Origin of the sequence: Bradyrhizobium sp. McL0615 (genome assembly GCF_049993905.1) — a bacterium.
Classification (GTDB): domain Bacteria; phylum Pseudomonadota; class Alphaproteobacteria; order Rhizobiales; family Xanthobacteraceae; genus Bradyrhizobium.
In genome coordinates this window covers 6882729-6898518 of record NZ_CP188254.1, presented here as the reverse complement: position 1 = coordinate 6898518, position 15790 = coordinate 6882729, and the positions used below count along the sequence as shown (strand labels likewise).

13 protein-coding genes are annotated in these 15790 nt (G+C 60.6%); 5 read left to right on the top strand and 8 right to left on the bottom strand.

What is annotated here, in order from left to right; translation table 11 throughout:
* Positions 1 to 14: 14 nt before the first annotated feature.
* The 8 genes from ACPPVP_RS33355 to ACPPVP_RS33320 form a co-directional block, all read right to left on the bottom strand.
* Positions 15 to 956, bottom strand: coding sequence for a GAF domain-containing protein (locus ACPPVP_RS33355; protein ID WP_426527831.1), 942 nt, complete (start codon positions 954 to 956; stop codon positions 15 to 17).
* A 128-nt stretch (positions 957 to 1084) separates the two neighbouring features.
* Complete coding sequence (locus ACPPVP_RS33350) at positions 1085 to 1879, bottom strand: class II aldolase/adducin family protein (RefSeq protein WP_426527830.1); 795 nt, start codon at positions 1877 to 1879, stop codon at positions 1085 to 1087.
* Positions 1880 to 2794: 915 nt separating this feature from the next.
* Positions 2795 to 3484: a hypothetical protein gene (locus tag ACPPVP_RS33345; protein ID WP_426527829.1), complete on the bottom strand. Its 690-nt coding sequence runs from the start codon at positions 3482 to 3484 to the stop codon at positions 2795 to 2797.
* 1384 nt (positions 3485 to 4868) lie between these two features.
* Positions 4869 to 5498 (bottom strand): 2-hydroxychromene-2-carboxylate isomerase, encoded by a 630-nt coding sequence (locus ACPPVP_RS33340; protein WP_426527828.1) that lies wholly within the window; start codon positions 5496 to 5498, stop codon positions 4869 to 4871.
* 524 nt (positions 5499 to 6022) lie between these two features.
* Positions 6023 to 7933, bottom strand: a complete 1911-nt coding sequence (locus ACPPVP_RS33335) for a flavin-containing monooxygenase (protein WP_426527827.1) — start codon at positions 7931 to 7933, stop codon at positions 6023 to 6025.
* A gap of 14 nt (positions 7934 to 7947) precedes the next feature.
* A complete protein-coding gene (locus tag ACPPVP_RS33330; RefSeq protein WP_426527826.1) occupies positions 7948 to 8721 on the bottom strand; it encodes an SDR family NAD(P)-dependent oxidoreductase in 774 nt (257 codons plus the stop codon).
* Positions 8711 to 9367: a TetR/AcrR family transcriptional regulator gene (locus ACPPVP_RS33325; RefSeq protein WP_426527825.1), complete on the bottom strand. Its 657-nt coding sequence runs from the start codon at positions 9365 to 9367 to the stop codon at positions 8711 to 8713. The genes ACPPVP_RS33330 and ACPPVP_RS33325 overlap by 11 nt, the downstream gene beginning before the upstream one ends.
* Positions 9364 to 10860, bottom strand: coding sequence for an AMP-binding protein (locus tag ACPPVP_RS33320; protein WP_426527824.1), 1497 nt, complete (start codon positions 10858 to 10860; stop codon positions 9364 to 9366). The genes ACPPVP_RS33325 and ACPPVP_RS33320 overlap by 4 nt, the downstream gene beginning before the upstream one ends.
* 170 nt (positions 10861 to 11030) lie before the next feature.
* Between ACPPVP_RS33320 and ACPPVP_RS33315 the strand changes: the two genes are divergently transcribed.
* The 5 genes from ACPPVP_RS33315 to ACPPVP_RS33295 all read left to right on the top strand — a co-directional run bounded on the left by ACPPVP_RS33315 (position 11031) and on the right by ACPPVP_RS33295 (position 15778).
* Positions 11031 to 12290 (top strand): ABC transporter substrate-binding protein, encoded by a 1260-nt coding sequence (locus tag ACPPVP_RS33315; protein WP_426527823.1) that lies wholly within the window; start codon positions 11031 to 11033, stop codon positions 12288 to 12290.
* Between the two features lie 95 nt (positions 12291 to 12385).
* Positions 12386 to 13288 carry a branched-chain amino acid ABC transporter permease gene (locus tag ACPPVP_RS33310; protein ID WP_426527822.1) on the top strand — a complete coding sequence of 301 codons (903 nt, stop codon included), beginning with the start codon at positions 12386 to 12388 and terminating at the stop codon, positions 13286 to 13288.
* The gene (locus tag ACPPVP_RS33305; RefSeq protein WP_426527821.1) at positions 13285 to 14304 is read left to right on the top strand and encodes a branched-chain amino acid ABC transporter permease; all 1020 of its coding nucleotides are present in this window, start codon (positions 13285 to 13287) and stop codon (positions 14302 to 14304) included. Before ACPPVP_RS33310 ends, ACPPVP_RS33305 begins: the two co-directional genes overlap by 4 nt.
* Positions 14305 to 14306: 2 nt before the next feature.
* Positions 14307 to 15065: an ABC transporter ATP-binding protein gene (locus ACPPVP_RS33300; protein ID WP_426527820.1), complete on the top strand. Its 759-nt coding sequence runs from the start codon at positions 14307 to 14309 to the stop codon at positions 15063 to 15065.
* On the top strand, positions 15062 to 15778 hold the full coding sequence (locus tag ACPPVP_RS33295; protein WP_426527819.1) for an ABC transporter ATP-binding protein: 717 nt from the start codon (positions 15062 to 15064) through the stop codon (positions 15776 to 15778). Before ACPPVP_RS33300 ends, ACPPVP_RS33295 begins: the two co-directional genes overlap by 4 nt.
* Positions 15779 to 15790: the final 12 nt, after the last annotated feature.

Here is a 15790-nt window from a genome sequence, read left to right as displayed (position 1 = left end):
CGGCGAACGATCGGTTAGAGATACCAGGCGAGAACGGCCTTGAGCAGGGCGTTTTCGATCACCGGCAGAACGACGATCTGATTCATACCGGCGGCGCGCGCCAACTGCGCCGCGATCGATTCATCGACCTTCAGATGTTCGTTGATGGCCGGCATCCCCGTCGCCCACGCGCCGCCGATGCTCCCTTCGCCCTTGCGGATCGTCTTTGACGCATAGAGCGAGGCCAGATCGGCATTTTTGCTGCAATCGCCGGACTGAAACACCAGTTCCGTTCGCGCCGGGTTCGGCACCCAGATCTCAAAACGCCTGGCGATCGGCGTTGCCTGCGCCGACAGGAAGGTCATGACCCAGGTCTGATCCGGCGGCGTGGTGTAGGGAATGCCGACGCCGCAATTGATTCCGATTTCGCTCGCTTCCTCCCAGCGCAGGAAGCTCTTGGCGTTGTGCAGATCCTTGATGATGAGTGGCATGCCGGCTTTCCAGGCGCGGCCGGGCAAGCCGAACCCGCGCGGGAATTTGGTGTGCCGCGAATTGAATTCGAACATGTCGGCGGTGCCGTAATAGCCGTCGACCAGGCCCATCTCGTGGGATTTTTCCGGGTCGTTGTGCCAGAGCTCGATGGCGCCGACGTGCTTTTCGTCGTCGCCGCAGAACAGCACCATCACGGCCATCAGGAATTCGCCGGCAAAGACCGGCAGCGCCACGCCGCAGGTTAAGCCCGCTTCGATCGCCTCGTCGGTGCGTTTGAAGTAGGAGTTTGCGAATTCGGTGAGGATGACGGGATGGCCGGAGGCCCAGGCCTTGCCGGGCAGGCCTTCATCATAGGCGAACAGCGCGTTTTCGCTGACGGCCTTGAATTCCGAATATTCCTCGCTGCAAAGACAGCCGCCGAACTCGAGGCGCGTGCGGGTTCGGTCGGGCACCCATAATTCAACCACGCGAATGAATGTCTTCATCGGACGCACCCGTCGCCACGCCTGACATCAGCATCGGCGATTTAGCGGCGATATGTGCGATCAAATTACAGGCAGGCTCCGCCCAAAGATCGTGCGGAGATTGGCGCGCCTGACGAATGGACGAACTCTCAGTTCCGATAAGACGGATCAGCCCGATCGAGCTTGCGCAGCAGTGCCGGCCAGGCGAGGTTGCCGTTGCGGGTGCTGCGGCCGGGCTTCGGCTGCATCCGCTCATAGGTGTCTTCGAGGATGTTCTGCGGCGGGTAGATCAGCTTGGTGTTGCAGGACAACGCCATGATCTGCACCTGGCAGGCGCGCTCGAGACGGAACAGCACATTGAAGGCTGCCGGCACGGTACGGCCGACAACGAGCAGGCCGTGGTTGCGAAGGATCATGGCTTCATGGTCGCCGAGGTCTCTCACCAGTCGCTCGCGCTCGTCGACATTGTCGGCAATGCCTTCGAAGTCATGATAGGCGATGTGGAGAAACCGCATCGAGGTCTGCGCCAGCGGCAGCAAGCCGCATTCCATTGCCGAGACGGCCATGCCGGCCGGCGTGTGCGTATGCGCGACACAGTCCATGTCGTGCTTGGCCATGTGGATGGCGCTATGAATGACGAAACCGGCGACGTTGACGTCGTAGTCCGACGCATTGAACAGCGTGTTGCCCTCGACATCGATCTTGATCAGGCTGGAAGCATCGATCTCTTCGTAGAGCATGCCGTAAGGGTTGATCAGGAACTGGTCGGTTGTGCCCGGCACCCGGCAGGAGATGTGGTTGGCCACCATCTCGGTCATCCCGTACATCGCGGTGAGCCGGTAGCAGGCCGCGAGATCGACCCGCGCCTGCCACTCCTCAGCGCTCACCTGTTCGCGAACCGATTTCACGACCTTGACGGCGGGCGAGCTGACGGGCGGGTTCATGGCGTTTCTCCACGGTTGAATTATTGGGCCCGGGCGGAGCCGGATCATTGGCGGTCAGAATAGCGGCAAATTTCGCTGCGCCGCAAGGCGGGCACCGCAGGCGTTATTGCAGGTCTGGCGGCTGAAATTCGAATGCGCTATGGCACGTGATGCCATGACCGAAGGACGTTACCGGCTGATCGGCTCGACCGCGTCGCCTTATGCCATCAAGCTCAGATCTGGAAGGCAATCACAAGGATTGTCATTCTCGATGACAAGATAGTCAAAAGCTTTTGGAAAGTGGACCGCCGGCCTTCGTGGGGACAAAGACCAGCGGCCCGTGTCCTAGCCATCAGAGCGGTCCCGCGCTGTCTAATGGAACCGCCAGATTGCAGGACACTGACATGGGTATAGGGCGCAATGCAGGCGGACAATTCAGAAGCAGTTTTAACCTAAGTAATCATCGTTAATAGAGGCGACTATGGATGAGAACCGCGAATCGCGCGCGCCTATTGGGGCTTTGTATTGGATCGCGGTTCGAGACGAGCGACAAAACGAGCGCCGCTCCAAAGCTCAACTGGCTCCGCATCTACCAATTGTTTGGCCCACACAATTGCATCGCCGTCAGTGTCGCAAACGAAGCCGCGGTGCCGGCTCAACTTGCCATCGTGATCAATTGTCACAACGCGATAATGGTTCATTTGTACGTGCTCTAAAATAAATTCTGCAAGCGGAGTATAGTCGCCTGAATCGCCGCAGGCCCGGACGTTGGAAAATAGCCCCGGCGGATGATGCGTATCTCACTTGTATGAAGTCGCAACGGGCAATCGCCTGTTAAGCTTGATGTCGGCGCCGCGAGTTAAGCCTGGAACTGTCAAAAAAAGACCGCCCGAAGGCGGTCTCTGACCCGACTAGCGCGTTTTAGCGCGTTGAAATCTACGCAGTTGCCATCCGTCGGCGCCGCAAAGCAATCAGTCCGCCCAACGCCATCACAAGACCGGGTAGTCCTGCGCCAAGGATGGGGCCGGGGACAGGGCTTGCGATCGTCGCCGAAAATGTGGCGTCTCTAAAGGTCACTGACGTCCAGGAAGGTCCGTCGGCAAGGATATTGGCCCACGCCATATTACCGAGATTGGGGATAGAGTTGGAGTTGCAGCCGGCAAAAGGCAAACAATCTGCAACGGTTGCCAAGCCGCTGTTATTCGGAATCCCGTAAGTGCTCAGAACGGCCACATAGGTCATGCCTTGCGTAACGTTTACCCCAGTGAACGAGAAGTCGAAAAGACCGCCTCCATTTTGCCCGGATCCAATTCCGGACATCACCGGGCTTTGCCAGAGGAGTGTGGACGGCCTGGAGCCATCCCACGCGTACACTGCGCCATATAACGAAGTGATAGTCGAGCTATTCAGGGTAAACTGAAAGTCCGTAAGCACGCCGGTGGTTGAGGCGGAAAACGTCTGTCCCACGAACTGTGTTTGCTGACCACCTTGCAAAGCGCCGGAAAGATACACAAAGCTGTCGGTGTTTGTTGGATTGCTGATGACATCAGCCGATGCAGAAGATGCACCTAGCGCCGCGGCGCAGGCTATCGCGGCCACCGCCGCGGCTCGCTTGATACTGTTCATTACAACTCCTGGATAAACTGAGCCTCGTTTCAATCGAGGCTTTCCCAGCCGCATTGCTCAGCGACATTTCATTTTCGTTTACTGTTATGAAATCGCCGTGACGGCTGCATGACGGCTGACGCCATCGGTTGTGAAGGCCGCGAGGCAAAGGGGTATCCTTGATTTCGACAGCTTGCCACCGGTCGGCCGCGATCGAGGATCGCGGCAATTTCAGCGCCTTAGTCGCCACAGCGGAAATCGTCAATCCCTTGGACCGAGAGTGGTCGCCACATACTGCGAGTTGTGGTACGAGAGGCGGACCAAAGGGTGCGCGCACACATTGCGAGTCAATCGAAGGTATGAGTCGAAGCTTTCTCCTTATTGCGACGGTTAGCCTGGCCGCGAGCCTTTCAATCGGCTGCTACGCGCAGAAGAGCGCGACAGCCGATACAACCCAGATGAGCAGGGAGGAATGGCAGGCTCAAGTCAAAGCCTCCCGTGAACGGCTAGACCTGATGCGACGAGAGCACAAAAGCCTCGTAGCGCCGCCACCTAATCAAGATGAGATAGCTGAAGCGGCTTCCAAACGGGTTCTCGAAGATGACCTTCGGCCCGGCGATATCGTATCGACCAAAGCAGGGTTGTTCCGATTTCGAGGGTCATCAGATCGAGAGCGAAAACCCGAGGACTTCGAACGGATCCGCTAAGGTCGTTCTTTCAACTGCGCAGCACGATTGGTTGCGCCGCCAGCGCTCGTCGGCCATTAGCTGCCGGTGACTCGAACGCTTACCGATAGCCTTTTCCAGCCGCTTTCCAGTGAGAGAAATCTGGCAGGCGATGGCGGCTTGGTTTGTGTGACCGAATAGGTTGCAAGTTTATCTGAATGCCCAAATTCCTCGAGTGATTACGCTGGACTGGGTTCCATAATTAACCTCATGCCCGTGCATCAACACTAACGGACGACCTTAGTTGCGGGATCGCTCAATTGCAGTAGCCTTTCAGCACAGGAAATTGCCAATGCCGGGACTCGCATGGTGAATTCGTCGGTCGATCACTCCGGCCGGCGGCCTTGTCTCAAAGGAGGGTCGCCATGGTTGCAGATGGCGGAGAGCGACTAGAGCATTTCGAGATGAGCCCACGACCCGCATGGGCGGAAACGTGGCACCTGTGGACAGTGCTGATGCCGAGACGATCAATTTCAGGAAAGCTCGTTTTTGGACAGGTATGGCGCCGTCGAACCGGCACGCGATGGGAATACAAGAAGTTCGTCGAGTGTCAGTCCAAGCCGTGATTGGATTGGCTGGTCAAGCTCAGTGGAAATCACTCAAGTCAGTCACACCATGGGTCTATGAATGCACGGCTTGGTCTAAGAGGAAAGCAAATCAAGAGGCGTGCTCTACGCGCCTCACGTCCGGTGGCGGCTGCCCAACGCCGTCGCGATCGATTCGGGTTTCTTGATGCGCTCGATCAGCATGTCGACGCGATCGCCGCCCCAGAACAATTCACCGTTGAAGACCATGGTCGGCACGCCGAACACACCGAGCGCCTCGGCTTCATCGATGATGCGGTCGTGCTCGGCCCGCGCCGGGCCGCGAACGTAGGTCTCGAACGCGTCAGCCGACCCGCCGATCGATGCGATCACGCCCGAAATGTCCGGCAGCTCGTCGATTTCGAGATCATGACTCCAGAAGCGACGGAATACCGTGTCGTGATAGGGCCGGAACAGGCCGTGACGCTGCGCGAACAGCATGCCCGCGCTGGAATAGAAGGCGTCATAGATCCGCCGCGGCCCCTTCATGGTGAGGCCTTGCGCGTTGGCATGGCGGCGCGCATCCATATAGGAGTAGCGCACCTTGCGCCAGAAGTGCGGCGTGCGCTCTTCCACCGTGCCCATGAATTCGGGGATGCGCAGCGTGTAGGGCAGCCATTCGAGTTCGACATCATGAGCGTCCTCGAGTTCGAACAGCCGCTTGTTGGCGACGAACGCATAGGGGCTTTTGTAGTCGGTGTAGATTCTTACGCGCGGTTTATCCATGGCGTGTCCTTGTTCGGTCGGATCGGTATCCCGATCGGAACAGAGCATGGAACCATGGGACGCGGGTTTCCATTGCAAAAACGAATGGGCCCCGGTGCATTAGAGCATCGCGGGGCCCGACATCTTCGTTATAGGCGAAGGATTTCTGGTAGACACCAGTATGGTTTCAGGATCCGGTAGCGCGTGGCCTTTGCGCTCCAGTCCCGCGGATATGTTTGATGTGTTGGAAGGTGCGATGAGGCCAGCAGCTGCTTATGGCCTCGACCGCACCTGGACCTTGCGATGAGCAAGGTCACCAGTCTGATCCGGTGGCGTCATGCTCCTCCTCAAGAGTTGGCCGACGGACTTCCGTCCGTAACCGCTGCGTGCCGCCTTGATCATATGACCGGGGGCGTCAATGCCTGCGAAGCAGGGAGTCGAAGCTCCGTAACTCCATCAAGTGCAGCGTACAAATGCTGCGGCAGATACAGGCCGGTGTCAAGCTATCGAAAAGCAGTAATAACACGGTTCCCCGGTAACAAATGTCAGATCATGGTTTGGCGATAATCGCGGAAATCAGGATCGTGGGTCATCGCCCAGTAATCGACGAAGCGCCATGGCATCGCGGAAAACACGCGGCCCTGATCGTTGCGGTAGTAGGTTGTCATGCCGGGATGAGTCCAGATCAGTTGCTCGTGCTCTGCATCCACTTTCCGAATGTATCGATCGTGCGCCTCCGGGCGAACCTCGATGGCGGCGATATCACGCTCGATCATTTCGACGAGGCAGGCCGAGATGTAACGGCTCTGGCATTCGGATTGAAAGATCACGCTGCCGCCATGCGCTGGGCCGGAATTGGGACCGAGCATCACGAAGAAGTTCGGAAAGTCCGGTACGGTGAGGCCGAGATAGGCGGTCGGGTTGTCATTGGCCCACGCGGCTTTGAGATTCTTTCCGCCACGCCCGCTGATGTTGAGACGTGCCGCCATCTCCGTGACCTTGAATCCCGTCGAAATCACGATGACGTCGGCCGGCCGCAATTTGCCATCCGAAGCAACGACACCGTCCTTTGAGAAATGATCGATCCTGCCGGTGACCAGTTCGACATTCGGCTTTGTCAGCGTCTTGAACCAGTTGTTGTCGAGCAGGATACGCTTGCCGTACGGCGGATAGGTCGGCACGCATTTTTCGATCAGGTCGGGGCGGTCCTTCAGTTCGGACAGGATGAAGTCTGTCAGTTCCTCGCGGTGCCGGTCATTGCCCTTGTTCACGGCACGCTCGGGATGTGGCCATTCCGGGTCCTTGCGCAGGAACGGCAGCAGACCGTCGCCGTAGCGCCAGAACATGTTGAAGCGATACCACTGCACGTAGAACGGCAAATGCGCGAGCAGCCACCGGGCGCCTTCGGTGATCGGATCGGAATAGCCTGCCACGGGGCGCGCCCATTGCGCGGTGCGCTGGTAGACGGTGACCGAGGCCACACGGTCGGCGATCGAGGGCACCAGTTGCATCGCGGTCGCACCGGTGCCGATGACGGCGACATGTTTGCCGTCGAGATTGACGTCATCGGTCCACAAGGCTGAGTGCAGCATTTCACCCTTGAAATCCTCCTCGCCCTTGAAGTGCACGGGCGCGGGGTCGTTGAGCTGGCCGATGGCGCTGACCAGTGTGGTCGATTCAAAGATCTCCTCGCCATTGGCGGTCTTCAACGTGGAGATCCAGCGCCGCTTGTTCTCGTCCCAGCGAGACGATTTCAGTTCGGTATTGAGGCGGAGATGCTTTCGGATGTCATATTCGACCGCGACTTTCTTGAGATAGTCGAGCAACTCCTGGCGCTGGGCGAAGTAACGCGTCCACGGATTGCGCGCCCCGAACGAGAAGGAATAGGAATGGTTCGGCGTATCGACGCCGCAACCGGGATAACGGTTGACATACCAGGTGCCGCCGAGTTCGTCGTTCTTCTCGACGATGGTGTAGGGGATGCCGAGCCGGCCAAGCGCGACGCCCAGCGCGATGGCGCAGACGCCGGCGCCGACGATCAAGACATGTTTCTGCGACAGCTTCTCACCGGAAGGAAGTTTGGTCCAGCGTGCATCCCGCGGAATGAACCCCATTTCCTCGCGCATCAGCGGCGCATATTCCGGCGTGACGTTTTCGCCGAGTGTGGCGCGCATCATCTTCAGCATCAATTCGTCGCCGGGGTCGGTGATGACGGGCTTCGGTTCGCCGTTTGTGAACAGTTTCAGCACGGCGGCGCGGATTTCGGCCTGGATTTCCGGCGGCACGCCGGCTTGCGGGTCCGGGATTAGGCGCACGTCGCGCTTGGGCTTGTAGGGCGGCTCCAACCAGCGCTCGTCGCCGGTCATGTGAACCAGCACCATCAGCAGCACCCGGATATCGCCCTCGGCGATGGCCGATGACAGATCGAGTTTCTTGCGCGACAGCTCGATGTTCATGCTCATGTCCTTAACTACGCGCTCGGTGCTTCGCGCAGGCCGCCATAGGCGGCCCAGGTGGTGCCTGCGATATATCCGGCGTCTACGGGTAGATTGATTCCGGTGACGCCGCTGCTCATGGGCGAAAGCAGCCACGCGATGGCGTGGGCGACCTCGATCGGCTCGACCAGCCGGTTCATCGCGGTCGGACTTTCCAGCCATTTCCTGTTCAGCGCGCCGGAGGCGATACCGGCTTCCAGCATGGCGGTGCGCGTAAAGCCCGGCGAGACCGCATTGACACGCACGCCGCTGCGGCCCCATTCGGCGGCCAGCGTCTGCGTGATCTGAATGACACCGGCTTTCGCGGCGGTATAGGCATGGATCGGACCAGACGTCATGCCGGCAACCGAGGCGACATTGACGATCGCGCCGTGCCTTCGCGCGGCCATCTTCACACCGACGCTACGGGCAACCAGGAACGTGCCGCGCAGATCGATATTGACCTCGCGGTCCCATTGATCCATTCGCACGCGCTCGATGGGGTGCATCTTGCCAAAGACGCCGGCAGCGTTGACCAGCCCCGCAATTGGTCCGTGCGCAGCCTCGATGTCGGCGATGCCGCTGACGACGGCGCTTTCGTTCGCGACATCGAAGGGGGCCGGCCACAGGATCGTTTGCGTCCCCGGCAGCGGCTCGGGCGCGATATCGACGATAACGACCTTCCGGTCTTGTCCGGCCAGAAGCGTTGCGGTCGCGGCGCCGATGCCACGGCTGCCGCCGGTGACGAGCACGATACCCTCAGCGGTCATGGTTGTTGCCTTTTTTCGGTGCGAACAGGCCGCGTGTCACCAGCTTTCGGTAGGCGGAGATGACATGCTCGGGCGCTGCCGTGACGTTGCCCCTAACATAGGAGTAGCGGCGGCTCAGGTAGCCACGCGCGCCCATCAACATGTGAACGATGGCTTCGAACTCCTCGTCGCTATAATCGACGATCGTGCCGGCCTGACGCGCGCGCCGGAGGATGCGGACATAGGCGGTCGCGATATTGTCGAGATGCTTCTGGTAGCCGATCGGCGCGAAATATTCGGCCTCGTTGAGGATGCGCAAAAATTCCGGCACCTCGCGGATAAAATCGAAGAACGCGCCGAAGCGTTCTATCTCCTGCCTGGCTGCCTCTGCGTTCCCGGTGCGCTCGCGGATGAAGTAGACCATGTCGGTGCCGATCTTCGGCAACAACTGGTCGAGCAGCTCCTGGCGATTTTCAAAGTGATTGTAGAACGTTCCCTGCGCGACGCCGGCTTCCTCGGTGATGCGGGCGACGGATGCCTCGGCGTAACCGTGTTTGCCGACGACCTTGGTGGCGGCGTCGAATATCTTGCGCTTGGTCCAGGCGTTGCGCTCGACACGGTTGAGTTTCGTCGCTTTGCCGGATGCAGCTTGCGATGATTGCGTCATGCGTGAGTTTCCAGTTCGGCCCGCAGCACGCGTTTGAGCACCTTGCCCGAAGGATTGCGCGGCAGGCTGTCGCGGATGATCAGTTGCTTCGGCACTTTGAAGCCTGCGAGGCGCGCGCGGCAGTGGTCGGCGAGATCGGGCAATTCCAGCGTGGTGCCGTCGCCCAGAACCACGACCGCCACCGGCTTTTCGCCCCAGCGCGCGTCGGGCAGGCCGACGACGGCAACCTCGCGCACCTGCGGCAGTTCGTAGATGACGCGTTCGACTTCGGAGGAGGCGATATTCTCGCCGCCGGAAACGATCATGTCCTTCTTGCGATCGGTCAGATAGAGGAAGCCGTCCTCATCGAGATAACCGACGTCTCCGGTACGAAACCAGTCGCCGAAAAATGCGGCCGCGGTTTTCTCGGGATCCTTCCAGTAGCCCTGCGTCACCTTGGGTCCACGCAGGCAGATTTCACCGTTCTCACCTGATGGCAGGTGGTTGCCGGCATCGTCGCGGATTTCGATTTGGACATGGGCGATGGCACGGCCGGTCGAGCCGATCTTTTCGATCTCGCGGCCGGCTTCCATAAAAGTGTCGCCGCCGCAGGTTTCGGTCAGGCCGTAAGCGTCGATGTAGCGGGCGCCCTTGAAACAGTCGGAGAAGGCGCGGATGCGCATCTCCGGGGTTTTCTCGCCGCCGCCGATCGCCCATTGCAGACTGGAGACATCGTAGCGGTCGCGGGCGGGGCAGGTGAGGATCGCGGTCGTCATCACCGGTGCGAACCAGGCGGCGTTGAGTTTTTCCGTTTCGATCGCGGCGAGCGCCTGCTCAGGCTCGAAGTTGCGGTGAATCGAAAGCATGCCGCCGTGCCAGAGCACCGCGATGCCAGGCAGATCGAGCGCGCCGACATGATAGAGCGGACCGACCACCAGCAATCGCGTGTCCGCGTTCAATCCGAGCGCGAGCGTCTGATCGGCCGACTTCCAGTATATGTTCTCGTAAGTGAGCATCACGCCCTTTGGGCGGTCCGTCGTGCCGGACGTGTACATCAGACGCATCAGGTCGCGGGGCTGGCGGACGTGCATCGGGGCGGGGGCGATATCAGGCGCGAGCCGCGTAGCGGTGGCTTGCGCAGCTTCGTCCAGCAGCACGATCGGCGCTTCGCCTGCGGCGATGCTTGCAAGCTCATCATCGGCGATCAGGATGCGCGCGCCTGAATTGGCGACGATGTAGCCGACTTCATCTGCGGAGAGGCGAAAATTGATCGGCAGAAACACCGCGCCGATATGGCTGGCAGCAAATACGAATTCGAGAAAGGCCGTGCTGTTCTTCATCAGCACCGCGACGACATCGCCCACGCCTATTCCGCGTGAGGCGAGCCAGCCGCCGACCCGGCGGATACGGCCGTCGAACTCGGCGTAGGAGACGTCCTCGCCGCGGTATTTCAGCGCACAGCGGTCCGGGGTTCGCCGGGCGTGAAATGCAATGAAGCTGGATAGATTGATCATTAGTCGCCCAAAAACCCGGTTTCCGGATCCGTCTTCTCCCTAGATGAACTATGACTCGTAATTCATCTTTGGCTTGACGTCACCCCCCTTGCTCTGAAATCCTTGTGAGTACGGAGGCGACACGACCTCCGGCAGGGATTTGGGAACGCAAACCCCAAAGGGAGGAAGCAATGACGAGAACCCGCAAACCGGGCGTAAGCCGACGTGCGACGTTGGCAATGATGGGCGCCGGGGCCGTAACCTTTGCGACGCCCTGGGTGTCACGCGCCCAGGCCAAGACCATCAAGGTCGGCATGCCGACCATTCTGTCGGGGCGCGTGGCGCAACTCGGCACGTCTTCGCGCAACGCGGTGATGCTGGAAGTCGAAAAGGTCAATGCGACCGGCGGGCTGGCCGGACGTCAGATCGAAATGGTGATCCGCGATTCCAAGGGACAGCCGCAGGAGGCCGCCCGCGTCGCGCGCGAACTCGTCAATACCGATGGATGCGAAATCCTGATTGATGCGGAAGCGTCGTCGGGTGCGTTCGCTGTGCATGAAGTGGCGCGCGACCTCGGCGTGCTCTGCATTCACACCAACTCGGAAACCTCGGCGCTGACCGCCGATCCCAAGCAGCACATTCCCAATGCGTTCCGCACCGCGCGGCAGGGCGTGCATGACTCGATCGTCGGCGGCAGCTACGCAGCGGCGATTGCGAAAGCCAAGGGCCTGAAGAAATGGGCGACCTGTGCACCCGACTATGCCTATGGGCGCGACACCACGGGCGAGTTCACGCTGTACCTGAAGCGCTTCGCACCCGACGTCGAGATCATCAGCGAGTCCTGGCCAAAGCTGTTCCAGCCCGACTACACCGAGGTGGTGACGAAGATTCTGCAGGCCAAGCCGCAGGCGCTGTATTCCTGCCTGTGGGGCGGCGACCTCACGTCCTATATCGATCAGGCCAACATTTATGCGCTGTTCAGCCAGATGGAGGTATTCGCGGTCAACATGGCCGACTACACCGCGCTGACCGTGGTGAAGAACCTGCCGAAGGGCATTCACTCCGGCAATCGCTACATCAAGACCTATCCGGCAACACCGGAAAATGCCGCCTGGGGTGACGCTTACAAGGCGAAGTACAACGAATATCCCACCAACTGGTCATGGGAAAATGCGACTGCAATCATGCTGTTAGCGGAAGCTTCGAAGAAGGCGAATTCGGCCGACGGCAAGAAAATTGCGGAAGCGATGCGCGGCCTGAAGATCAAGTCGCCGTTTGGCGCCGACGGCACCGTTACGATGCGCGCCGAGGACCAGACGCTGGTCGGCTATGCGATCGGCTGGGGAACGACAATCCCGCAGGAGCCCTATGTGCCGCAGGTTCAGGCCGGCGACTGGAAGACCATCTTCGAGCTCGAAGCCGAGTGGAAGAAGAGCAAGGGCTACACCTGATCGACGACGAGCGGAGGCGGCGCAACCGCCTCTGCTTACTGCCGTAAGTTTCTCGCGGGCCGCCCGTTCCCGCACGCTGCAATGGATGTCATCCCTTGGACCTCGATGCGCTTACCGGCTGTCTCGCCAGCTCTGCCTGCCTGGTGACGCAAACCACCAGCGGCTTCATCATCGGTATGTTGCTGTTTCTGGTCGCCGTCGGGCTGACGCTGATTTTTGGCGTGCTCAAGGTCGTCAATTTCAGCCACGGCGCCTTCTACATGTTCGGCGCCTATTTCGCGATGACGGCCTATCAGCTCACCGGCCGTTTTGCGCTGGCGATGCTGTGCGGGGCGGCCGGCACGGCGTTGCTCGGCCTGATCTTCGAGCGGGTGTTCATGAGCCGGGTCTATGGCGCCGACGTGCTGATGCAATTGCTCGTCTGCTACGCTTTCGTGCTGATCTTCGACGACGTCGTGCGGATGATCTGGGGGCCGGAATTCAAGTCGATGGGGATGCCGGCGGCGTTCCAGGTGGCGCCGCTATTCATCGCTGGCGGCGTGGTGCCGCCGTATTATCTGCTCCTTATCGGCGTGGCGCTAGTGGTCGCTGTGATCCTCGGGCTCGGCCTGGCCCGCACCAGGATCGGCAAGGTGATCCGGGCGGCGGCGCATAATCCGGGCATGGTGTCCGCGCTCGGCATCAACACCGGCCTGATCTATGGCGGGGTGTTTGCGCTCGGCGGCATGCTGGCAGGCCTTGCCGGCGCGCTCGCCGCCCCCGTGCGCTCGCTGACGCCGGGCATGGGATTCTCGGTCCTGATCGAATCCTTCATCGTCACCGTGATCGGCGGCATGGGCTCGATCCTGGGCGCGCTGATCGGCGCGATCCTGATCGGCATGATCCGCTCGTTCGGATCGCTCGGCTTTCCCCTGTTTACGGAAGGCCTGATGTATCTGTTCATGGTGATCGTGCTGGTGTCGCGGCCGACCGGCCTGTTCGGCAAGGAGGTCGCATGACCGAGCTGCAGGCCGGGCAGGGCGCGCCGGCACTCAATGTCTCCCGTACCGAGGCAAAGCCGCGTCGTAATCGGGACGCCCTGATTGCGCTTGCAGTCTTTGCCGTGCTTGCGCTGTTGCCGATGATTTTCAGCAGCAAATTGCTGCTCGACTTCGTGATCCGCTGTGCAGCCTATGGACTGTTCGCGACGTCGCTCAACCTCCTTGTCGGCTACACCGGCCTGACTTCGTTCGGCCATGGCATGTTCTTCGGCCTTGGCGCCTACGGCTTCGGGTTGATGATGCAGAAGACCGGCGTTCCCATCCCCGTGGCTTTCGTCGCAACGCTGGCGATCACGTTTGTCGTCGCCCTCGTCATTGGCGCCATCTGCGTGCGGCTGAAGGAAATCTACTTCGCCTTCGTGACGCTGGCGTTCCAGATGCTGATCCACTCGACCATCCTGTCGTGGGTATCGCTGACCGGCGGCGATCAGGGGCTGCGCGGCGGCATTCCGCGGCCGCCATTTTGGGGCATTGATCTGTCGAACCATTTGCATCTCTACGTCGCGAGCTGCGCACTGCTGGTGATCGGGCTGTTCTTGATGCATCAGATCGCGCAGTCGCCATTCGGCTACACGCTGCGCATGATCCGCGACAACGCGACGCGTGCGAGCTTCATCGGCATCGACGTCTGGCGCGCCAAGCTGACGATCTTTGTGCTCGCGGCGCTGTTCGCCTCGACCGGCGGGGTCATCATGGCGCTGTTCGTCTCCGGAGCCTATCCGGAATTCGCCTATTGGACGATTTCGGGCGAGGGCATATTCATCAACATGCTCGGCGGCGTGGCGACCTTCCTGGGACCAATGGTCGGCACCGTGCTGCTGCTGATCCTCAATGATACCGTTACCCGTTTGACCGAATATCACGGCATCGTGCTTGGCATCGTGATCCTGTTCTTCGCGATCGGCCTGCGGAAAGGCCTGATGGATTTTGTGGTCGAGTGGTATGCGCGGCGCCGCGCCGGGGAGCGCAGCTAGCCATGCTGGAGATACGCTCCCTTTCCAAATCGTTCGGCGGCGTCAAGGCGACCGACAATGTCACGCTCGATTTTGCCGACGGTTCGCTCACCGCCGTGATCGGCCCGAACGGCGCCGGCAAGAGCACGTTCTTCAACCTGATTACCGGTGCACTGAAACCGGATTCCGGTCAGATCCTGCTCAATGGCGTCGACATGGCCGGGCGGTCGCCGCCCGAGATTGTGCGCCACGGCATTGGCCGGGCGTTCCAGGTTGCCAGCATTTTTCCATCACTGACGGTGGAGGAAACGATGCTGGCGGCAGTTTGCGCCGACCAGCGCCGGGCCAGCGTCCTGCACCGGCGTTTCCCGTTGGCCGAAACCCGCGACCGCGCCGAGCATGCGATGGAGCTACTGGGCTTGGCCGGCAAGCGTAATCGTATCGCGGCGACGCTGTCGCATGGCGATCAGAAGCTGCTCGATATCGCACTCGCGCTGGTGCTCGATCCCAAGGTGCTGCTGCTCGATGAGCCGACCGCCGGCATGGGCACCGAGGAGCGCTGGCGGATGATCGACAAGGTGAGGGAGCTCTGGGAGACGCAGAAGATCACGGTGGTGTTCATCGAGCACGATATGGATATCGTGTTCAAGATCGCGCCCAAGATCGTCGTGCTGTGCTACGGCCGTATTCTTGCAACCGGTGCGCCGGATGCGATCCGCCGCAACGAGGCCGTGATCGAGGCCTATCTCGGCACCGAACATCACGCCGGAGCCGCGATATGAGTGCGCAGCCGGTCGTGCAGGTCGAGGATCTCGACGTCTATTACGGCACCAGCCAGATCCTGTTCGGCGTGGGCCTGTCGGTCCGGCAGGGCGAGACCATGGCGCTGCTGGGCCGCAACGGCGCCGGCAAATCCACCACCATGAAGGCGATCATGGGTCTGGCGCCCGCACGTCGCGGCAAAGTCACCTTGCGCGGCAAAGTAGTGTCCGGGTTTAAGCCACACCACATCGCGCGCGCCGGTCTTGGCTTCGTGCCCGAGGATCGCCAGATCTTTCCGGAGCACACGGTCGAGGACAATCTGGAGATCGGCGCCAAGAAGGGCCCTAATGGCGAGGACGAGTGGTCGATCCGGCGCATCTATGACGTATTTCCGCTGCTGGAGCCGCTGCGGCACCGGATCGCAGGAAGGCTGTCGGGCGGCGAGCAGCAGATGCTGGCGATTGCGCGCACGCTGATGGGAAATCCCGCGCTGCTACTGCTGGACGAGCCGAGCGAGGGGCTGGCCCCGATCATCGTACAGCGGATCGGCGAATTGCTGCGGCAACTCCGCGGCACCGGCGCCACGGTGCTGATCGCCGAGCAGAACATGCATTTTTGCCTGGGCCTTGCGAGCCACGCGACGGTTATCGACAAGGGCCAGATCGTCTACACATCCGGGATCGAAGAGCTGAAAGCCAACGAAAACATTCGTCAGCGTTACCTCGCGCTGTAGCTTTCGGCCCGA